The 19289-nt window shown below is 46.9% G+C and carries 22 protein-coding genes and 1 other RNA gene; 15 read left to right on the forward strand and 8 right to left on the reverse strand.

Features of this window, described 5'->3' with window-relative positions; genetic code table 11:
• The first annotated feature begins 2 nt into the window (after positions 1-2).
• Genes mlaD through murA form a run of 5 tightly spaced genes read left to right on the forward strand, consistent with a single transcriptional unit; the run spans position 3 to position 3038 of the window.
• A complete protein-coding gene (mlaD, locus tag K5X84_RS01875) occupies positions 3-470 on the forward strand; it encodes an outer membrane lipid asymmetry maintenance protein MlaD (protein ID WP_199494258.1) in 468 nt (155 codons plus the stop codon).
• A gap of 17 nt (positions 471-487) precedes the next feature.
• Positions 488-1159: an MlaC/ttg2D family ABC transporter substrate-binding protein gene (locus tag K5X84_RS01880; protein ID WP_222236419.1), complete on the forward strand. Its 672-nt coding sequence runs from the start codon at positions 488-490 to the stop codon at positions 1157-1159.
• On the forward strand, positions 1159-1470 hold the full coding sequence (locus K5X84_RS01885; RefSeq protein ID WP_199494256.1) for an STAS domain-containing protein: 312 nt from the start codon (positions 1159-1161) through the stop codon (positions 1468-1470). The genes K5X84_RS01880 and K5X84_RS01885 overlap by 1 nt, the downstream gene beginning before the upstream one ends.
• Positions 1471-1507: 37 nt before the next feature.
• Entirely contained in the window at positions 1508-1762 is a 255-nt protein-coding gene (locus K5X84_RS01890) for a BolA family protein (protein ID WP_199494255.1), read from the forward strand.
• 16 nt (positions 1763-1778) lie between these two features.
• The gene (murA, locus tag K5X84_RS01895; RefSeq protein ID WP_199494254.1) at positions 1779-3038 is read left to right on the forward strand and encodes a UDP-N-acetylglucosamine 1-carboxyvinyltransferase; all 1260 of its coding nucleotides are present in this window, start codon (positions 1779-1781) and stop codon (positions 3036-3038) included.
• A gap of 13 nt (positions 3039-3051) precedes the next feature.
• Here the strand turns inward: murA and K5X84_RS01900 are convergent, their stop codons facing one another.
• The 3 genes from K5X84_RS01900 to K5X84_RS01910 form a co-directional block, all read right to left on the reverse strand.
• The gene (locus K5X84_RS01900; protein ID WP_222236421.1) at positions 3052-4101 is read right to left on the reverse strand and encodes a trypsin-like peptidase domain-containing protein; all 1050 of its coding nucleotides are present in this window, start codon (positions 4099-4101) and stop codon (positions 3052-3054) included.
• A 63-nt stretch (positions 4102-4164) separates the two neighbouring features.
• Entirely contained in the window at positions 4165-5523 is a 1359-nt protein-coding gene (locus K5X84_RS01905) for a DegQ family serine endoprotease (protein WP_222236422.1), read from the reverse strand.
• A gap of 88 nt (positions 5524-5611) precedes the next feature.
• Positions 5612-6073 (reverse strand): Z-ring associated ZapG family protein, encoded by a 462-nt coding sequence (locus tag K5X84_RS01910; protein ID WP_199494251.1) that lies wholly within the window; start codon positions 6071-6073, stop codon positions 5612-5614.
• A gap of 119 nt (positions 6074-6192) precedes the next feature.
• Here K5X84_RS01910 and zapE point away from each other — a divergent pair, with 119 nt between their 5' ends.
• From zapE to K5X84_RS01950, 8 genes are all read left to right on the forward strand, one after another.
• A complete protein-coding gene (zapE, locus tag K5X84_RS01915; RefSeq protein WP_222236970.1) occupies positions 6193-7287 on the forward strand; it encodes a cell division protein ZapE in 1095 nt (364 codons plus the stop codon).
• 197 nt (positions 7288-7484) lie between these two features.
• Entirely contained in the window at positions 7485-7913 is a 429-nt protein-coding gene (rplM, locus tag K5X84_RS01920) for a 50S ribosomal protein L13 (protein WP_054489830.1), read from the forward strand.
• Positions 7914-7930: 17 nt separating this feature from the next.
• The gene (gene rpsI, locus K5X84_RS01925; RefSeq protein WP_054489832.1) at positions 7931-8323 is read left to right on the forward strand and encodes a 30S ribosomal protein S9; all 393 of its coding nucleotides are present in this window, start codon (positions 7931-7933) and stop codon (positions 8321-8323) included.
• Between the two features lie 225 nt (positions 8324-8548).
• Entirely contained in the window at positions 8549-9139 is a 591-nt protein-coding gene (gene petA / locus K5X84_RS01930; protein ID WP_222236423.1) for a ubiquinol-cytochrome c reductase iron-sulfur subunit, read from the forward strand.
• Entirely contained in the window at positions 9139-10407 is a 1269-nt protein-coding gene (locus K5X84_RS01935) for a cytochrome b (protein WP_199494249.1), read from the forward strand. Before petA ends, K5X84_RS01935 begins: the two co-directional genes overlap by 1 nt.
• On the forward strand, positions 10404-11138 hold the full coding sequence (locus K5X84_RS01940; RefSeq protein ID WP_054489839.1) for a cytochrome c1: 735 nt from the start codon (positions 10404-10406) through the stop codon (positions 11136-11138). Before K5X84_RS01935 ends, K5X84_RS01940 begins: the two co-directional genes overlap by 4 nt.
• An 84-nt stretch (positions 11139-11222) precedes the next feature.
• Positions 11223-11846, forward strand: a complete 624-nt coding sequence (sspA, locus tag K5X84_RS01945; RefSeq protein WP_054489841.1) for a stringent starvation protein SspA — start codon at positions 11223-11225, stop codon at positions 11844-11846.
• A 26-nt stretch (positions 11847-11872) separates the two neighbouring features.
• Complete coding sequence (locus tag K5X84_RS01950) at positions 11873-12283, forward strand: ClpXP protease specificity-enhancing factor (protein ID WP_222236424.1); 411 nt, start codon at positions 11873-11875, stop codon at positions 12281-12283.
• A 12-nt stretch (positions 12284-12295) separates the two neighbouring features.
• Here K5X84_RS01950 and dolP read toward each other — a convergent pair whose 3' ends face one another.
• From dolP to K5X84_RS01970, 4 genes are read right to left on the reverse strand one after another with little or no spacing between them, the layout of a single operon-like run.
• Positions 12296-12871, reverse strand: a complete 576-nt coding sequence (gene dolP / locus K5X84_RS01955) for a division/outer membrane stress-associated lipid-binding lipoprotein (RefSeq protein ID WP_222236425.1) — start codon at positions 12869-12871, stop codon at positions 12296-12298.
• A 5-nt stretch (positions 12872-12876) separates the two neighbouring features.
• On the reverse strand, positions 12877-13419 hold the full coding sequence (locus K5X84_RS01960) for an SIS domain-containing protein (protein ID WP_199494246.1): 543 nt from the start codon (positions 13417-13419) through the stop codon (positions 12877-12879).
• A gap of 2 nt (positions 13420-13421) precedes the next feature.
• Positions 13422-13772 (reverse strand): YraN family protein, encoded by a 351-nt coding sequence (locus tag K5X84_RS01965; protein ID WP_222236426.1) that lies wholly within the window; start codon positions 13770-13772, stop codon positions 13422-13424.
• Positions 13750-15615: a penicillin-binding protein activator gene (locus K5X84_RS01970; protein WP_222236428.1), complete on the reverse strand. Its 1866-nt coding sequence runs from the start codon at positions 15613-15615 to the stop codon at positions 13750-13752. The genes K5X84_RS01965 and K5X84_RS01970 overlap by 23 nt, the downstream gene beginning before the upstream one ends.
• A gap of 75 nt (positions 15616-15690) precedes the next feature.
• On the opposite strand from K5X84_RS01970, the gene rsmI reads away from it, so the two are divergent.
• Positions 15691-16545 (forward strand): 16S rRNA (cytidine(1402)-2'-O)-methyltransferase, encoded by an 855-nt coding sequence (rsmI, locus tag K5X84_RS01975; protein ID WP_222236429.1) that lies wholly within the window; start codon positions 15691-15693, stop codon positions 16543-16545.
• Between the two features lie 34 nt (positions 16546-16579).
• Positions 16580-16929: RNase P RNA component class A (gene rnpB, locus K5X84_RS01980), an RNA gene on the forward strand.
• A 19-nt stretch (positions 16930-16948) separates the two neighbouring features.
• Here rnpB and K5X84_RS01985 read toward each other — a convergent pair.
• Positions 16949-19084 carry a putative bifunctional diguanylate cyclase/phosphodiesterase gene (locus K5X84_RS01985; RefSeq protein ID WP_222236430.1) on the reverse strand — a complete coding sequence of 712 codons (2136 nt, stop codon included), beginning with the start codon at positions 19082-19084 and terminating at the stop codon, positions 16949-16951.
• Positions 19085-19289: the final 205 nt, after the last annotated feature.

The raw sequence follows: 19289 nt of genomic DNA on the forward strand, positions 1-19289 counted from the left end.
CCATGGAATCAAGAAAAACACAGTTATGGGTAGGCGTTTTCGTTGTCGTCGGAATTTTAGCTTTGTTCTTTATCGCATTAAGAGCAGCGAGCGGCACCATGACGACATCGGGTGATACTTACACCCTGTACGCAAAGTTTGACAATGTTGGTAGCCTGAAAGTCCGCTCTCCGGTCAAGGTTGGGGGCGTTGTTGTTGGTCGTGTTACCGATATTTCTCTATCGGGCGACTACTATGAGCCGCGCGTTGAAATGACTATCAGTAAAGAGTATGACCAGTTTTCTGAAACCAGCACCTTGTCGGTACTAACCTCTGGTCTGTTAGGTGAGCAATATCTCGGACTGGAACCCGGCTTTATTGATGACAGCGTTGATATGCTGGAAGACGGGGACATGATTACAGACACGAAATCTGCACTTGTACTGGAGAATTTAATAGGCCAGTTCTTGTTTAGTCAGGGTAACGATTAGGTTGTAAGGAGAGCACCATGGCAGTAAATAAATGGGTAACAGCAACGTTGGCGATGCTCCTGTTTGTAGCATCGGCATCGGCTGATTTAATACGAAACGAGAATCCACATGAACTACTAAAAGAAGTTGCTGAAACAACTTTTGACCGTATCGCATCCGATAGGGACAAAATTGATGATGACCCTAACTATCTGAAGGAAATCGTCGAAGATGAGATGATGCCTTATGTCGATAGTTTGTATGCTTCTAAGAAAGTATTGGGTCGTTATCTGCGTGATACCACGAAGCAGCAACGAGAACGTTTCTACCGTGCATTTTACGATTATTTAGTAGCGACTTATGCGCGCGCATTCACACAGTACGATGAGAGTAAGCACAGCGTCAGCTTTGAGCCCAGCAATGATTTAGCCGACGATGCGCGCACTGCAATTGTGCGCACCCGGGTAAAAGAAGAAGGGCGTCCTGAAATTCGTCTGGATTTTCGTATTCGCTATGACTCGGATGAAGAAATTTGGAAAGCTTATGACTTGGTTGTGGAAGGTGTGAGTCTGCTTAACAGTAAGCAAAGCGAAATTTCATCGGTTATTCGGGCTAATGGCATAGATAAGACAATAGAGCTGATTGAGAAGAAAGCTTCTGAGCCTATCAAGGCCGATGACGAAGTTGAAAATCCGACAGAGGGAATTTAATGAGCGCTCAGCAGACAGGCCTGACATCAGTTAAAGTGAGTAGTGATAAAACGCTGGTTTTTAGCGGCTCATTGACTCGCCATAGTGTTGCCAAACTCTGGTCTCAGCGAAAAGGTTGGTCGATAGGCCCGGAAACGAAAGTTGATTTAACGGATGTGGATGTGATCGATACAGCCGGGGTTGCCTTCTTACTTGAGATTCTTAAGTTAGTAGGTGATGGTAAAGGGCCTCTGACGTGTATTGGTGCTTCTGAACAGTTGAAACAAATTGCCCGCGTTAGTGGCGTCGAGTCGTTGCTTTCGTTAAGCTAGGCGGCATTACTCACTTTTAAGCTAACGGCAGATAAAAATGAATACTGAAGAATTGAAAACTTTGCTTAACGAGGCACTTTCACTGGAAGAATTACTGGTCAAAGCCGAAGGTGCTAATGTTGAAATTATCGCTGTCAGTGAAGACTTTAAAGACATGAGCCGGGTTAAGCGTCAGCAAGCTGTTTATGGCCCACTAAACCCCTTAATTGCGGATGGCTCTATTCACGCAGTTTCAATTAAAGCTTACACGCCTGAAGACTGGGCGCGTGATAAAAAATTAATGATGCCATAAGGTTGTTGGTTAGTTGATGGATAAATTTAAAATACGGGGTGGGCAGCCTTTGTCCGGTTCGGTCAAAATCTCCGGTGCAAAAAACGCGGCTTTGCCTATCTTAATGGCGTCGCTTTTGCCTTCTGATAAAGTCATGTTATCCAATGTTCCCGATTTACATGACGTTGATACAACCTTGGAGTTGTTAGACTGCCTTGGCATTTGTCACAGTAGCCTGAACGATAACAGTGTGACTATCGACCCAACCACACTGAATCATTTTAAAGCGCCTTATGACTTAGTAAAAACGATGCGGGCGTCTATTCTGGTTTTGGGGCCACTATTGGCGAAAACCGGAAAAGCCGAAGTCTCGCTTCCGGGTGGCTGCGCGATAGGAGCCCGTCCCGTTAATCTTCATATTGAAGGTTTACGCAAAATGGGGGCACACATTGATGTTGAAAATGGCTACATTAAGGCATCTGTCGAAGGCCGTTTGAAGGGCGCGGAAATTTTATTAGATACCGTCAGTGTTACTGGTACTGAAAATCTGATGATGGCGGCGGTATTGGCAGAAGGTGAAACGGTAATTGAGAACGCGGCTCGCGAGCCTGAGGTTATCGACTTAGCAAACTTTCTGAACAGCCTGGGTGCGAATGTGCGCGACGCTGGTTGCGATACCATTCATATTACTGGCGTGGAAAAATTGCATGGCGGAGAATACAGCGTCATGCCTGATCGTATTGAAACCGGTACCTTTTTGGTTGCAGCTTTGGCAACAGGTGGGTCTATACGGTGCGAAAACACAGACCCGGCCAGTCTGGATGCTGTACTGAAAAAACTGGAAGAAGCCGGCGCTGAGGTCGAAAAAGGTGAAGACTGGATCACGCTAAAAAGTCAGGGACGCCCCAAAGCGGTGAATATTATTACCGCGCCTCACCCGGCTTTTCCGACTGATATGCAAGCCCAGTTTTGTGCATTAAATGCAATTGCAGAGGGCACCGCAGGTATTCGTGAAACGATTTTTGAAAACCGGTTTATGCACATTCCTGAGCTAAGGCGTATGGGTGCAAATGTAGAGTCGGAAGGCAATACTGCCTTATGCCATGGTGTAGAAGAACTAACCGGCGCTGAAGTTATGTGTACTGATTTACGCGCTTCGGCATCGTTAGTTATCGCAGGCCTGGTAGCGACTGGAGAAACGGTCGTCGAGCGTATTTATCATATCGACCGTGGTTATGAGGGCATTGAAAAGAAACTACAAGGTTTAGGTGCTGATATTGAGCGAGTGACGGCTTAGTCGCCGTCTGCTTTTAACGAGGTAACTCGGCAACGGTTACCGTGGTTGTCATGCGTTTGTTGTTACGGTAAAACTCTACCTCTAACTTCGTACCCGGCTCGCTATTGGCTACTCTGTCCAGCCCTTCGGGAGCTGAACGAACCGGCTCTCCGTCAATAGCGACCAAAAAATCATTACGTTGCAGACCGGCAGCCGCTGCTGGGCCGCCCGCTTCAACTTCTGTAATTAAGATCCCTGATAAAGACTGCTCTTCGCTGAAGTTCGGATTAACGCTAATGCCAATGAAGCCACGAACCACCTTGCCTTCACGAATGAGTGTTTTCATCACTTTGCGTGCATTTTCATAGGGCACGGCAAAATAAATCCCTTCGCCGCCATCACCGAAAGCTGAGTTGTATCGGGCGTTATTAATTCCTATTAGCTCGCCGGCGGTATTTACCAATGCCCCCCCAGATGCGCCTTGGTTGATAACAGCATCCATTTGAATTAAATCAGAGTAGGAATTGCTGACGCCTACACGTCCGCCGCTGGCACTGATGATTCCTTGAGTTATTGTTTGACCGATGTTGTAGGGGTTACCTATAGCAAGAACAATATCACCAACCTGAATGCGGCGTGTTGACTGAACCGGAATAACGGGAAGGTTGTCGGCATCAATTTTAAGTACGGCCAGGTCAGTGTATCGATCGCTGCCAATTAATTGAGCAGCGTAGCGACGTCCATCCTGCAAAGCGACCTCAATTTGATCGACATTATCAACAACATGGTGAGCGGTTAAAATGTACCCCTGAGAGTCCATAATCACGCCAGAGCCGAGGCGCCAGACGCGAGATGACTGTGGCTGGTAGTATGAACCTTGTATCTCGCCCATGCTGTATATATTAACCACTGCAGGGGCTGCTTTACGAACGGCCTGATTAAAAGAAATAACCTCGGAACTGGTTTGTCTTAAAGACTCAGATTGGCCCCAAAAAGGCTGACTGATAATGACAATGGCCGCAACAACCAAGCCTAAACCGACTGACTGAAACAAGAATCGTAGGGTTGAAGAGAGTCGCTGCATACCTGTTTCCGATTAAATTAAGTGGTATCAGCATAGCACTGATACCACCTGTCTGTCACAATCTCAGTTAGCGTTGCGCAACACAATAAAGAGTGAGCTGTTGTCGCGTTTTATATTTAACGCAATGACGCCGGCCTTATCTTCAATGGCGGCTCTGAGTTCAGCAATGGAACTGACTGCCTGTCGATTCACACCCTGAATAATATCGCCTTTTTCAAGGCCAATTCGGGCTGCAGGTGAGCGTTCTTCGAGCTCAGATACTTCTATACCTTTGCCTGAATCAGCTGCGGCGAGAGTTGCTCCTTCCAGAGCCGGGTGGATAGAGGCGGCGGTTACTGAGGTGTCTTGCGCTCCTAAAGTGACGCTGATTGACTGCTCCTCGCCGTCGCGAATAATACCAAGTTCGATTGACTTACCGGAGCCTATCGAGCCAACCATAGCTCCAAGCTCGGAGAATGAGCGAATGGTCTGGTTATTTACCGATATGATGACATCGCCAGACTCAATACCTGCCTCAGCTGCCGAGCTACCGGGTACTACCTGAGAAACAAAGGCCCCGCGATTAACGGGAATATTCAGTGCCTGAGCCACATCATGGGTCAGGTCGTTGCCTCGCACACCCAGAACGCCTCTGCGAACTTCACCGAATTCAATCAGCTGCTGAACCAGGTTATTCATCATGTCCGACGGAATGGCAAAACCGATACCGATATTACCGCCATTGGGTCCAAGTATTGCGGTGTTTATGCCAATTAACTTGCCGTCTAAGGTGACCAGTGCGCCGCCTGAGTTACCACTGTTGATCGCTGCATCGGTTTGTATAAAGTTTTCTAATTCTTCGATACCTAACCCGCCACGGCCTAATGCACTCACAATACCCGAGGTGACCGTTTGTCCAAGACCAAAGGGGTTGCCAATAGCAACCACGAAGTCGCCGACACGCAGGTCTGAAGACTGGCCGAGTTCGATAGCGGTAAGGTTGTCACCATTTTCAATTTTCAGCAGTGCAACGTCACTGCGTTTATCGGTGCCGATAACCTTGGCGTCAAACTCGCGGCCATCTTTTAGGGTAACCAGAATTTCAGTTGCATCGTCAATGACATGGTTATTTGTGACGACATAACCGTTCTTGGCATCAATAATTACGCCGGAACCCAGCCCCTGAAATGGATGCTCGCGAACTTGTTCGCGCGGTGCATTAGGTCCGAAGAAAAAACGAAGCGCATCCGGTAGTCGTTGTCTGACCTCGCGCTTTCCTTTTACGGAAATGTTGACAACAGCAGGTGTAACCTCTTCCAGCATAGGTGCCAGAGTAGGTTTTTCGTCGTCATTGCCAAAAAATGGGATCCCGGCCTGAGCCGAAGTAATAGGGGTAAAACTAAAAACAAAGAGTAAACTGAATAAAGCTAATACTCGTTTCATGGTTTGAGTGACTCCTTAATAAAGCACTAACAAGCGGTCTGCGAGTTAAGACCGCTTGTTAGTTATATGAGTTCACTCTAAAAGTGTTTCAAGATGTTTTTGAGGACTCTTTTTCCGATTTTTCTTCGTAACTATTTGAGAATAAGCCGCTGGAACCTTCGGTGTAGTCGCGAGGCATGTCGTTAGCACTATAACTGTCACGACCAGAGCGGTGGTCTTTGTTCAGAGAGTTGGCTACGCGCAACTGCTTAAGGGTATCTTCAGCGAAAAAAGGTAAGTCGCTTTGAACATCGCCTTTTTCAAGCAATTCGGCACTTTGGCTCAAATAGCTTTGCAGACGCTGTTGTGTGTCGGCCAGTTGTTCTACCATGGCATTGGCCGTTGCAAAGTGTTCGGCAACTTCTCGCTGGTAGTCGGTTAAACGCTGTTGGCTTTGCTGAACTTGCTCTTCAAGGTCGCCTGACTGACCTTTTGACTGACTGTAACGAGCTGCGAAAAAGCCAATGATTGCACCGGCAATGACCAACAGAACTCCAATAATCCAACTCATAATTAACTCCTGAACAAGCTGCTACAGCTTCGAATGATTGCTGCGCTTCACCTTCATGGTAACATATTACCTATTAGGATAATCCCAACTGAGGTGAAGTGGTAGTGTCCAAACAGCAAATGTCTCCATTAGAACGTTATCAGTATGATATCGAACACAATGGCTTCTCGGAAGATGAAGCCCAGCTTAATGCCGTTAAACATTTGCAAAGACTGCATGATGAGCTTATCGACTGGCACCATTACCACACCTTATCGGGGTGGCGAAAACTTCTAAGCAAAGAGCCTGAGAGGCCTCAGGGAATTTATTTCTGGGGTGGTGTGGGCCGTGGTAAAACCTACTTGGTTGATACTTTTTTTGAGAGTTTGCCAGTTGAACGTAAATGGCGCATTCATTTCCATCGTTTTATGCATCGAGTTCATAACGAATTAAAAATGCTGGATAAGCAAAGTGATCCGTTACGTATTGTGGCGGACAAGATCGCCGATGAAGCACTAATTGTCTGTTTTGACGAGTTTTTCGTACAGGACATTACCGATGCTATGTTGCTGGGTAAGCTGTTTGAGTATTTATTTGAGCGGGGTGTGGTGTTGGTTGCCACGTCGAATATTATTCCGGACGATCTTTATAAAAATGGCCTGCAACGAGCGCGTTTTATTCCGGCGATTAAACTTATCAAGCGGCACTGTGAAGTGGTGAATGTTGACAGTGGTATCGACTACCGCTTAAGAACACTGACACGAGCTGAAATTTTTCACTCACCGCTGGATGACCAGGCTGATAAAAACTTATGGCAGTATTTCAAAGAGCTGGCACCGGAGTGCAAAGACCGGTACGAATCAGATTGTATTGATATCGAAGGTCGGGATATTGACGTAAGAGCCGAGTGTGACGACGTTGTGTTCTTTGATTTTACTTCTATTTGTAAAACCGCACGCAGCCAAAACGACTACATGGAGATAGCGCGAATTTATCACGCTGTCCTGATCAGTAATGTCGAACAAATGGGCGCGGGAAAAGACGATACCGCCAGACGTTTCATCGCGTTAGTGGATGAATTTTATGAGCGTCGGGTGAAGCTGATTTTATCTGCAGAAGTGGATATCGAATCGTTATATACCGAAGGCCAGTTAACTTTTGAGTTCCGCCGCTGTGTCAGTCGACTGCAGGAAATGCAGAGTCAGGAATATCTCGCTATGGCACATAAAGCATAAATTTCAGAAAATGCGTGATCTTTAACCGCATTTTTCCTATAATCCGCGCAGCCCACGTTACAGTCCGTTGTGTTACCTAACGTAATGCAGCGGTCGCAGCAGATAACTAAATGATTTTTATCATTTTTTTATTGTTGTGATTCGCGGGGAAGCCCGGAATTACTGTCCGTGAACTTTTAAAATGTAGGTTTTATACAATGAAAACATTTGTAGCCAAGCCAGAAACGGTAAAACGCGACTGGTACGTAGTAGACGCTGAAGGCAAAACTTTAGGTCGTTTAGCTACTGAAATCGCTCGTCGTTTACGCGGCAAGCATAAGCCTGAGTACACGCCTCACGTTGATACCGGCGACTACATCGTCGTAATTAACGCTGAGAAAGTTGCCGTTACCGGTAACAAAGCTCAGGACAAGATGTACTACTCGCACACTGGATTTCCGGGTGGTATCAAATCAATCAGCTTTGAAAAACTGATTGCTAAGAAACCAGAGATGGTCATTCAGAAAGCGGTGAAAGGTATGTTACCCCGTGGTCCATTGGGTCGTGCCATGTTCCGTAAACTGAAAGTGTACGCAGGTACTGAGCATAACCATATTGCTCAACAACCTAAACAACTGGATATATAATACGGAGCAAGAACACTATGGCAGATAATCAATACTACGGTACTGGTCGTCGCAAAAACTCCACGGCTCGCGTATTTTTGCGTCCTGGTAGCGGCAACATCAAAATTAACAACCGTGAACTGAACGAATACTTCGGTCGTGAAACGGCTCAAATGGTTGTTCGTCAGCCGTTAGAGTTAGTTGAAATGACTGAAAAGTTTGACTTGTACATCACTGTAAGTGGTGGTGGTACTACGGGTCAGGCTGGTGCAATTCGTCACGGTATTACCCGTGCATTAATGCAGTACGACGAAGCTCTACGTAGTCCGCTACGTAAAGAAGGTTACGTTACTCGTGACGCTCGTCAGGTTGAACGTAAGAAAATCGGCTTGCATAAAGCACGTAAACGTCCACAGTTCTCGAAGCGTTAATTCGTCTTCATTTATTGTGGCAAAACCCAGCTTCGGCTGGGTTTTTTTATGTCTGATCGAAATAGAAATACCGCGATAATAGCGGCTATTAAGCTTGTAAAAAGTGTGTCTTTTCATTATCATCTCAAAGCATTTTCTGTAATCCGCATAAGCGGACAAAGCAGCAGCTAATTCCCGACTTCGCGACAAAGTATCGTGGAGCGTCCAAAACTGGAGAGTAGATGGATGAGCAATGCGCCTGTAGATAAAGGCCGCCGTCGTTTTTTGACTGTCGCAACCTCTGTGGTAGGTGGTGCCGGAGCGCTAACAGTAGCCGTTCCCTTCATAAGATCATGGAACCCAAGTGCGAAAGCGAAAAACGCGGGTGCGCCCGTAGAAGTGAATATACGCAAGGCTGAACCTGGCCAGCTAGTCCGTGTGAAATGGCGCGGAAAGCCAGTCTGGGTGGTGCGTCGTACCCCCGATATGCTGGAAGGGTTGTCTAAAGTTGAAGATCGGCTTCGCGACCCTAATTCGGAAGAACCACAGCAGCCTGAGTACGCTCAGAACCAACACCGTTCAATCAAGGAAGAATTCTTTGTCGCCGTTGGTATCTGTACCCATTTAGGTTGTTCCCCGTCCTATCTCGAAAAGGGAATGGGAGACCATGTTGATGGCGTTGAATCTGGTTTCTTCTGCCCGTGTCACGGTTCGAAGTTTGATATTGCAGGTCGTGTTTTTGAAAGCGTTCCAGCACCTCTGAACTTAGTCGTGCCGCCGCATTATTTTATCGACGAGAACACCATTTTGGTGGGTGAAGATAAGGGGCAAGCATAATGTTTAAGCGATTTGTAGAGTGGATGGATGCCCGCATCCCCATGACAAAAACCTGGAACATCCACCTGGCACAGTATCCAGCTCCGAAAAACTTCAACATGTGGTATGTTTTCGGTTTCTTGGCAACTATTGTATTAATTAACCAAATTCTGACCGGTATTTGGCTTACCATGAACTACGTACCCAGTGCTGAAGGCGCATTTGCTTCGGTCGAGTACATCATGCGTGACGTTGAATACGGTTGGCTGTTGCGTTACATGCACTCCACTGGGGCATCAGCGTTTTTCGTGGTGGTCTATCTGCATATGTTCCGCGGCATGATGTACGGTTCTTACCAAAAACCACGGGAATTAATCTGGTTGTTTGGTATGTTCATCTTCCTGGTACTAATGGCGGAAGCCTTCATGGGCTACTTGCTACCATGGGGACAAATGTCATACTGGGGTGCTCAGGTTATTATCTCCTTGTTCGGTGCAATTCCGGTCATTGGTGATGATTTAACTTTGTGGATCCGCGGTGACTACGTTATTTCGGGCGCTACGTTAAACCGTTTCTTTGCACTGCATGTCATTGCTTTACCATTAGTGCTGGTTATTTTGGTCTTCTTGCACATCGTCGCTTTGCACGAGGTCGGTTCTAATAACCCCGATGGTGTTGATACGAAGAAGCCTAAAGGCTCGGTTCCTGACGAAGAGAAGCCGAAATTTAAGTTCCATGAGCGCTTCACGAACAAGAAAGACATTGTTGATTCCATCCCGTTTTATCCTTATTACATCCTTAAGGACATGTTCGGTTTTGGTATCTTCTTGTTCTTCTTCTGTTACGTTATTTTCTTCAATCCGGAAATGGGCGGCTTTTTCCTTGAGCCACCGAACTTCGAGCCAGCGAACCCGCTGAAGACACCAGAGCACATAGCTCCGGTATGGTACTTCACTCCGTTCTACGCTATTTTGCGCGCGGTTCCGGATAAGCTATTTGGCGTCATTCTCATGTTTGCTGCCATTGCCTTCCTGGCCTTATTGCCTTGGTTAGACCGTGGTCGAGTACGCTCAATTCGTTATCGTAGCCTATTGCATAAGCTGAACTTAACCGTATTCGCGATCAGCTTCGTTGTACTGGGTTATCTGGGAACTCAGCCTGCAACTCCTGTTGCAACCGTGTTCGCACAGATATTTACGTTCTTGTACTTTGCATTCTTCGGGCTGCTCTGGTTCTACAGTAAGCGCGAGAAGACTAAACCGGTACCAGAAAGGGTGACGTCGAAATGAAAAAACTGTTAATCGCTCTTATAACTTTGATTCCGTCGCTGGTTTTTGCGGCGGGTCCTGAAGTTCCATTAGATAAGGCCGAAGTCGATTTACACGACAAGGCCTCGTTGCAACGCGGTGCGCAGTTATATATGAACTACTGTCTGGGTTGTCATCAGCTGGAGTATCATCGCTATAACCGCACCTTTGAAGACCTTGGTATCCCACAAGAGCTGGGTGAGAAGCACTTACAGTTTACTGGCAATAAAGCCGGTGATCTTATTACCAATAATATGAATTCAGATTCCGCTGCGAATTGGTTTGGTACAGCTGTACCGGACTTAACCAATGTTGCTCGTGTACGTGGTGCGGACTGGATTTACACTTATTTACGCTCATTTTATAAAGACGAAAGTCGCCCATTTGGGGTTAACAACGCAGTATTCCCTAACGTGGGTATGCCGCATGTGCTGGAAGAACTTCAGGGGCTTCCTGAAAAAACCTACGAAGAGCGTATGATAGACGGCGAAATGAAAGACGTTTACGTTGGTATTAAAACCGATGGAAACGGTCGCCTGTCTGAAAGCGAGTACGACCAAGCGATGCTAGATTTAACAGCGTTCCTGGTATACACCGGTGAGCCTATGTTGTTAGAGCAGCGTCGAATGGGTTGGTTTGTCTTTGGTTTCCTGCTGGTATTCACTATTTTGGCATGGTTACTGAAGAAAGAGTTTTGGAAAGACCTCAAATAATCGAGGCTTATCAGTCTGTTAGACAACGACTTAGTAAAGGGTGGCTTGCCACCCTTTTGCCGTTGATATTATCTGGAGAAAGGAATGGCTGTTGCAGCAAATAAACGCTCAGTAATGACGTTATATTCAGGAAAGGATGACTTAAAGAGTCATCAGGTACGTCTGGTGTTAGCTGAGAAAGGTGTTGGTGTCGAAATTACGTATGTGACCGACGAAAGTACGCCGGAGGATCTGTTACAGCTTAACCCGTACCCAGAGGCTACGCCGACTCTTGTTGACCGTGAACTGGTGTTATATAACGCACAAATTATCATGGAGTATCTTGATGAGCGTTTCCCGCACCCGCCACTGATGCCGGTGTACCCGGTTGCCCGTGGTACAAGTCGTCTTATGATGTACCGTATTGAGCGTGACTGGTACAGTCTGGCTGAAAAAATTCAGCAAGGCGATGCACAGGCAAGGCAGGAACTGAAAGAAGGGATACTTTCTTTGGCTCCTATATTTGCCGACACGCCTTATTTCATGAGTGAAGAGTTCAGCTTAGTCGATTGTTATTTGGCACCTCTGCTATGGCGTTTACCAGCTTACGGCATTGACCTGGAAGGGCAAGGTGCAAAAGAGATCAAGCAATATATGGTACGTTTATTTGAACGCAAAACGTTCCAGGACTCTTTAACGGAAGAAGAGAAAGAGCTCGCCCGTCATTAATTTCATCGACGTCGAGGAGTAGTGCTATGACGCCGAAAAGACCTTATCTACTTCGTGGACTGTACGAATGGATTGTTGATAACGATCTGACTCCGCACTTGGTTGTTGACGCAACCATTGTCGGCACGGTTGTGCCACAAAACTTTGTGAGTGAAGGCCAGATAGTTCTTAATATTTCACCAACAGCAGTTCAGAACTTACAGTTGGCGGACCATGAGGTGCGGTTTAACGCACGTTTTGGTGGGCAGCCCATGCAGGTTGTTGTTCCTATGACGGCGGCATTAGCCATATACGCCCGTGAAAATGGAGCTGGTGCTATGTTTGAGGCCGAGCCCGAGCTGGATAAAATGCCCGAGCTTGACGAAGAAGAGCAGAGCAACACTGAAACTGAGCAAAAGTCAGCGAAGAAAAAGCCCAACTTAAAAGTTGTTAAGTAAGGATTTAAAGCACTAACGCTTAATGGTTAGTGCTTTAATGACTCGTCCTACACCATCAACATTTCTTGCAACTTCAACAGCAGCCTCTGCTTCCCCCTGACTAACATGGCCTAGCAGAAATACCTCGCCGTTTTCTGTTACCACTTTTATGTTGGTGGCATCTATGGACTTATTATTCGCAAACTTAAGTTTCACTTTACTGGTTATCCAGCTGTCGCCTGCGCGAACCGTTGCAGAAGCTTTTGAGCCAATACGCAGTTGATTGAAAATTTTATTAATGCCATTCGTATCTCTAATGACATCTTCTGCTCTTCTTTTCAAACTCTCGCTGGGCACCTGGCCAATCAACAGCACGTTGGTATCGTAGCTCACCGCAATGACGCGAGAATCCTCAAGCTGCTCATCGTTCCCCAGTTTGGCATTCGTTTTCATTTCAATCGTTTGATCGTCTACCTGCGTGCCTATGGTACGTGGGTCTGTTGCAGACGAGATACCAACTGCGGCAGCGCCAACTGCGACAGCAGCGCATCCTTGTAAGGCTAACAAGCTGATAAAAATGACGGGTAAAGCGAGTTTAGATAAAGTCATACGCGTCAGTGCTCCTGAGGGAAGATAGTATTTTCTATTTGTTCACATAGACCATGGACAATAAATAACTGGGTTTCCAGTATACGAGCGGGATTTAAACTTGGCACACGCAGTTCTATGTCATTAGCCCCTAATAAACCGGAAACAGAGTCATTACCTTCTCCGGTTAGGGCAATGATTAACATGTCGCGGCTAATTGCTGTTTCCATAACGGAGGTTAGTTCTTCATTTTCCTGATTATCGGCTATAACTATCAAAATGTCGCTAGCCTGACCTAAGGCAGCCAGTTGCTTTTGCTTGCCCGAATTGAGGGCCAGCACTGGAAAAGGAGGCCGTTCGAGCTTCATCCCCTCTGTCATGAGATTGGAAAAATGCTGTGCAACCACTCCTGTGGTTCGGTCTCCGCAGCAAAAAACGCGTTGACCATTGAGCAGGTTAGCCACTAACAACTCCACTGTGGTTGCCATGTCATCGGTCAGGCTCTCAACTGCGGAGATCTGTGTCTGTATGCTCTCTGTGAAAAGCGCTTTAATTAGCTCGTCATTCATAATTAGAATGCGTCCTTAAACCATTCAATTTTTGTTGGGTGACCGACTATTGCAATAACATCAAAACGTATTGCTGCGGTATGTTCGTCTATATTATTACTGAGTAAATAGTAACGAGCAGTATGCCTTACACGCCTACATTGTTGCGGCTTAATTTGCTCAAGTACTGAAGCGAAGTGCTCATGTTGCCGATACTTAACCTCGCAAAAGACCCAGTAATCTCCGTCTCGGGCTATAATATCAATTTCACCGCCGTCAATGCGGTAATTTTTGCAAATAATTGTAAGGCCATTTTTTTCCAGAAATTCTGCCGACAGTAACTCCGCGTGCTTACCTGTTGCTACTTCCTGCATTATTTGACTCCTTAGCTAAGGCTATTTTCCCCTTAGTAAAGGTAGCCCAGGTTAGTTCACGTTGAACCACTGAGTCATTGATGTGGAGGTTGCCACTCAGTCCGCTCCAGGTGAGCCCCGGCATACGGTTCATCATTTCTAATCGTTGTATTAATGACACACTGTCATATCCCATTGCGGCTAACCTTGCTAGTGAAAGTCCCCAACCATTGCGTAGCTCAAGCCACTGAGTTAAAAGCAAATTATTACCGGCATCTGAAGCTAACCAGGGAATGTCAGAAAAGATAATACCGTTAAGATCAGAATCCCCTAAGCGGTTTTTAAGTTCGTGAGTCGCAGAACTGGCGTACACCTGAATGGGTGCGGCAAAAGGTGAAACACTGACATCAATAAAAGGTTTTAACAGACGAGTTTGTTGTAAGTTTCCCGGCAGATAAATAGCGCTGATATCTCTCCGGCTTCGTTCCTGCTCATCAACAATGATCTTTCCAGCGGCTATTTTCACTGCCCGAATGCGCTGCTGACTGTCAGTTAGCCCCAGAGAGCTTTCCACCGTTGCTTTCATGTCCGCGCGTTCCGAAAAGTAAGAAACTTTGGGGTCTCCCGCCTGCTCATTATCCCAACTCGATTTAAAGGCATCGACCATTCTACGTCCGTTGGACGTATCGGCGGCGATGATCATGGCACTTTTAGCTCCTGAAAGTTTCTGATTGATGCGCTGTGCAGCTTGCCGGGCTTCTGTATCAGGAGTTAAGGCGAAAAATGCGCTATTAGCAGAGGAGTCCGCTGATTCTCTTTCAATCTGGTTTAGAAAAATCTGAGGTACATCACTGGGTGGCTGCTCAGCCCAAAGCGCAACATTCTCTTTTAAAAGGGGACCGATAATACCAACCGGGTTCAGTGACTTTATCTGCTCTTTATGTGCCGCAATGTCACCTTGTTCGCTATCAATAAAAACCACTTGTACTTCTTTTAATTCTCCTGTGCGGGCAATAATGCCATCGCGTACGGCCTGACCTTGTTGTTGGTATTTTCCAGATAAGGGTAATAGGACCGCAATGACGGGTTTGGATGTCTTCTCGTTATCATTCCTGATTCCTGTTTCCTGCCATCTTTCTACCATCTCGACTGCAGCGTGCTCGCTATAGCCTTGCAACCATTGGCTTAGGTAAGCAGACAGTTGTTCCGGGTTGGTCATGGCCTGATGATGGTAGTCAACTAAACGCCACCAACCCGCTAGAGCTAAATCAGTCGGACGTTGCTGTGGGAGCTCAGATTGGGTGACCCGGCTGGCAACAGACCATATGGTTTCTGCGCTGGATTGTTCAGCAAAACGCTGAGCGTCGACCTGCCACACCAAAGCTTGCCAGTAGTTTTTTTGCTGGTAAGCGGCTTGAGACAGCAATTGTAAGCTCAAAGCGCGAAATTCGCGTTGGTTAAACTGTGTATAAACGCTCTGCAGTTCATCAATAACCTGGGGCCATTGTTCTTGTTCTGCTGCCCAACGAGCTTTAGCCAGGTGATAGTACTTTTGACTATGCCGGGTAATTTTTTGAGGGCTTAATTGAGACAACACGGCTACAGCCTGCTGCCATTTTTGTTCATTCTGAAACGCATTAGCTGCGCGTATTAAAGCGGAGTGCTGTTCAATATCGTTGGCGGCAGCGCGGGCTTCATCTAACCAGTCCTGAGCCGATTTTTCTTCAGTTAAACTCAAGTCCTGGTCGGCGACATCTGCGGTTTTGTCGGGCGTTTCAGTTTTCCGGTCAGGGGCAGAGGTACACTGAGTGAGTACCATGAGTGCCAGTAGAGCTAAAAATACAAATGACTGAGTTCTAAACACTGTAAGGTTCCGCTTTGGTGCCTGTTCGGTGATACTATAAACGGCATTGACGTTGGAAACAAACTGAGACTCATTATGACAAACCCGGGGACCCTTTATATTGTACCCACGCCTATCGGGAATTTAGGCGATATGACCGAGCGGGCAATAAAAACATTAGCCGATGTAGCAGCCATAGCTGCAGAAGATACGCGGCATACGCGGAAGTTAATGCAGCATTATGGCATACAAAACGACGTGTTTGCGCTGCATGAGCATAACGAGACTCAGCGCGCGGATGCGGTGATTGAGCGCCTGCAGCAAGGCGATTCCCTGGCATTAGTCAGCGACGCGGGTACGCCACTTATTAATGACCCGGGTTATGTGCTGGTACAACGGTGTCGTCAGCATGGCCTCAAAGTGGTTGCACTGCCGGGTGCCTGTGCCGTAACCGTAGCACTGTCTGCGGCTGGCTTGCCTACCGACCGCTTTGCTTTTGAAGGTTTTTTGCCTTCTAAGCCGCAGCAACGCCGGGCAAAATTAGAAGCCTTAAAAACAGAACCAAGAACCGTTGTTGTTTATGAAAGCCCACACAGAATTCTGCATACCCTGGCCGATATGAATGCCGTGCTGGGGACAGAAAGGCAGCTGGTACTGGCGCGTGAACTGACGAAGCAGTTTGAAACCTATTTAAATGGCAGTGCTGCAGAGTTATTGCAGATTTTAACAGACGACAGCAACCAGCAGCGGGGAGAAATGGTGTTACTGATATCACCCTTGCAGCAAGAAACGGAAGCCAGTGACGGCCCTGGAGAGGCGGCTAAGCGCACCTTGCTGTTGTTACTGGAGGAGTTGCCATTAAAGAAAGCGGCTGCTGTCACTGCGAAAATTCATGATGAACGTAAAAACGTGTTGTATCAGTGGGGGCTGGAGAATAAAAACAAAGATTGAGTTAAAGCCTGGCGCAGCGTAGAATCCTCCGCGGAGAGCTGGCCAGACAATCGCCGCCTGTTTACAGGGGGAGGAAAGTCCGGGCTCCATAGGGCAGGGTGCCAGGTAACGCCTGGGCGGCGTAAGCCGACGACTAGTGCAGCAGAGAGTAAACCGCCGATGGCTGCTTGCAGCACAGGTAAGGGTGAAAGGGTGCGGTAAGAGCGCACCGCGCAACTGGTAACAGTTTGCGGCACGGTAAACTCCACCCGGAGCAAGGTCAAATAGGGGTTCTTTGGCGCGGCCCGCGTTGAACCCGGGTAGACTGCTTGAGGGTCAGGGCAACCTGATCACTAGATGAATGATTGTCCACGACAGAACCCGGCTTATCGGCCGGCTCTCCACCTTATTCCTCTTTTCGACTTCAGAACTGCCATTTTCGCAAAAAGTCTAATAGCTTATCTAAAGTCAGGGGTTCACTAATAAAGTAGCCTTGAGCAAAGTCACATTGTTGTTGCTGCAATAACTCCCATTGGCGCTTAGTTTCCACACCTTCAGCAATAACGTCGATATCAAGGGCTCTGGCAACTCGCAGTAATGCGTCTAATAAAGCAACCTGAACGCGGTCGTCAGGTGCCTGATTCAAAAAGCTTCTGTCTATTTTTATATAGTCGACAGGGTAACGCTGCAGGTAATTAATGCTTGAGTAACCGGTGCCAAAATCATCAATGGCCAGTTGTACTCCTTGCGAGCGCAGGTAATGCAAAATTTGTAATTGCCGCTGCTTATTACTCATTAACAAGGATTCAGTAATTTCGAAAGTGATGCTTTCAGTTGGTATACCGTGTTGCTTGATGCAAGACAGCCACTGTTTAGCGACTTCCATATCGTTCAGCTCTCGCTCTGAGCGGTTAATTGAAACCTCAATAGGGTACCCGGACTTATGGACGGTAACCCAGTCAATACAAGCTTGCTCCAGAACAAATTGCCCCAGCTCGTGAATTAACCCCGTGCGTTCAGCAACCGGAATGAACTCAGCGGGAGAAATGACGTTTCCATCTTCATCTTTCCAACGAAGTAAGGCTTCACATTTGGTAACTTTGCCGGAACTAAAATCCACAATAGGCTGATAAACCAGCGAAAACTCATGTCGCTTTAGGCCGTCCCGCATTCGGTTGTGAATGGTATTCTGGCGTTCGGTTTGCGCTCTTAGTTCGTCATTAAAGAAGTAGTGGGTGCGACGCCCTGCGGTTTTTGCGGCGTACATGGCCAAGTCTGCATTTTTGAGAAGCTCGGCAGCTTTCATGCCATCGTCAGGGTACAACGCAATACCAATGCTGCAGGTGGTTTGTATTTGGTTCTGACGTAATGTAAAAGGTTCGCTTAAATGACGATTAATTTGGGTTGCCAAATCATTAATGACTTCATGTGACTTGAAGCGATTAATCACCACAACAAATTCATCGCCGCCAATACGGGCGATAAAGTCAGAACCCCGCAGTTGACTCCTTAAACGTTCCGCAACTGACACCAGTAACTCATCGCCGGCGTCGTGTCCCAGGCTGTCGTTAACTTCTTTAAAATGGTCAAGGTCGATAAACAAAATAGCAAAATGCTGATCATTGCCGCTCTGAGTTAATTGATTGAGATAGTCAACAAAGGCTCGACGATTAGGCAAGTCGGTGATTGAATCGAAGTTGGCCTGCCGGTCAATCGTTGTCAGAGCTGTCCGTAGACGACTCTGGGTTGCGACCAAATTATACATAAAGGCAATCATTAAGAATGAGAGTGTCCAGCCGGCAATTATGATGACCCAATAAATATTATCGCGTTTAGCCCAGCCATTATCTTTCGGCGCAAGAGCCAGTATCCATTGGCCGGAGGATACATCGATTTCAATGGCGACATAATCTTTTTGCCATACGGACGGATCGCCACGTAGAAATAACTCTTCGCTATCTTTAATGTTCTTTTTCAGCGCGAAGAGATAATCATCAACTGAAGTCAAACCGCTACTGATCATTAACTGCTCAATATCAATAACAACCGCAATAACGCCCCACAGCGAGTTATCGATAAAAACCGGAGCCCGTGCTATTAGTGCCCAGCCGCCTTGCACTAATTTGACAGGGCCGTCAATAATGATGCTTTTGCGTTGAATGGCTTCCTGAACACTCTTGAACTGTTCGGGTGAAGCTCGGTAATCAAAACCCAGCGCGTCCTGGTTTGGCACTAAAGGATAGAGAAACTCGATAATAAGATCAGGGGCCAGAGCCACATGACGAACAGGGAGGTCATTGTCTATTAGTTCTTGCACCAGTAAACGATAGCGTTCTGCGGAAATGTCAGGGGAAAGTTTTATTTCAGCCTGCAGCGCACGAGCGGTGGTCAGCGAGGAATTAATCTGGCCTTCGAGTGCGGCGCGTAACCTGCCTAAGCGTTCGGTAGCCACACGCTTACGTGACTCTATCACTTGCGAGTGTTGATTTTCCGCAAACCAGATAACGCCGGTCACCAGCACGCAAAAGCTTACCAATATGACAAATAAGTAGCGCTTCATTGAGTATCACAGCTAGCTAAAACTCAGTCGAGTATCGCATAAAAATCGCACAACCCATAGCAGAAAAACTATTTTGCACGTTGCATCAAGCGCTTAATGTAAATTTCTGTGAAGCCCTGACAAATAAAGAGGTTTTTTCTTGACAGTGGGAAACAGTGACACCTAGACTGTAACATTGTGGGGATTTGTGGATAATAGTGGATCA

Origin of the sequence: Idiomarina abyssalis (genome assembly GCF_019797805.1) — a bacterium.
Taxonomy (GTDB): Bacteria; Pseudomonadota; Gammaproteobacteria; order Enterobacterales; family Alteromonadaceae; genus Idiomarina; species Idiomarina abyssalis.

Excerpts from the sequence above, each read along its gene's own strand:
- mlaD (WP_199494258.1), top strand. The coding sequence starts at position 3 with ATGGAATCAAGAAAAACACAGTTATGGGTAGGCGTTTTCGTTGTCGTC.
- K5X84_RS01880 (WP_222236419.1), top strand. The coding sequence starts at position 488 with ATGGCAGTAAATAAATGGGTAACAGCAACGTTGGCGATGCTCCTGTTT.
- K5X84_RS01885 (WP_199494256.1), top strand. The coding sequence starts at position 1,159 with ATGAGCGCTCAGCAGACAGGCCTGACATCAGTTAAAGTGAGTAGTGAT.
- K5X84_RS01890 (WP_199494255.1), top strand. The coding sequence starts at position 1,508 with ATGAATACTGAAGAATTGAAAACTTTGCTTAACGAGGCACTTTCACTG.
- murA (WP_199494254.1), top strand. The coding sequence starts at position 1,779 with ATGGATAAATTTAAAATACGGGGTGGGCAGCCTTTGTCCGGTTCGGTC.
- K5X84_RS01900 (WP_222236421.1), bottom strand. The coding sequence starts at position 4,101 with ATGCAGCGACTCTCTTCAACCCTACGATTCTTGTTTCAGTCAGTCGGT.
- K5X84_RS01905 (WP_222236422.1), bottom strand. The coding sequence starts at position 5,523 with ATGAAACGAGTATTAGCTTTATTCAGTTTACTCTTTGTTTTTAGTTTT.
- K5X84_RS01910 (WP_199494251.1), bottom strand. The coding sequence starts at position 6,073 with ATGAGTTGGATTATTGGAGTTCTGTTGGTCATTGCCGGTGCAATCATT.
- zapE (WP_222236970.1), top strand. The coding sequence starts at position 6,193 with ATGTCTCCATTAGAACGTTATCAGTATGATATCGAACACAATGGCTTC.
- rplM (WP_054489830.1), top strand. The coding sequence starts at position 7,485 with ATGAAAACATTTGTAGCCAAGCCAGAAACGGTAAAACGCGACTGGTAC.
- rpsI (WP_054489832.1), top strand. The coding sequence starts at position 7,931 with ATGGCAGATAATCAATACTACGGTACTGGTCGTCGCAAAAACTCCACG.
- petA (WP_222236423.1), top strand. The coding sequence starts at position 8,549 with ATGAGCAATGCGCCTGTAGATAAAGGCCGCCGTCGTTTTTTGACTGTC.
- K5X84_RS01935 (WP_199494249.1), top strand. The coding sequence starts at position 9,139 with ATGTTTAAGCGATTTGTAGAGTGGATGGATGCCCGCATCCCCATGACA.
- K5X84_RS01940 (WP_054489839.1), top strand. The coding sequence starts at position 10,404 with ATGAAAAAACTGTTAATCGCTCTTATAACTTTGATTCCGTCGCTGGTT.
- sspA (WP_054489841.1), top strand. The coding sequence starts at position 11,223 with ATGGCTGTTGCAGCAAATAAACGCTCAGTAATGACGTTATATTCAGGA.
- K5X84_RS01950 (WP_222236424.1), top strand. The coding sequence starts at position 11,873 with ATGACGCCGAAAAGACCTTATCTACTTCGTGGACTGTACGAATGGATT.
- dolP (WP_222236425.1), bottom strand. The coding sequence starts at position 12,871 with ATGACTTTATCTAAACTCGCTTTACCCGTCATTTTTATCAGCTTGTTA.
- K5X84_RS01960 (WP_199494246.1), bottom strand. The coding sequence starts at position 13,419 with ATGAATGACGAGCTAATTAAAGCGCTTTTCACAGAGAGCATACAGACA.
- K5X84_RS01965 (WP_222236426.1), bottom strand. The coding sequence starts at position 13,772 with ATGCAGGAAGTAGCAACAGGTAAGCACGCGGAGTTACTGTCGGCAGAA.
- rsmI (WP_222236429.1), top strand. The coding sequence starts at position 15,691 with ATGACAAACCCGGGGACCCTTTATATTGTACCCACGCCTATCGGGAAT.
- K5X84_RS01985 (WP_222236430.1), bottom strand. The coding sequence starts at position 19,084 with ATGAAGCGCTACTTATTTGTCATATTGGTAAGCTTTTGCGTGCTGGTG.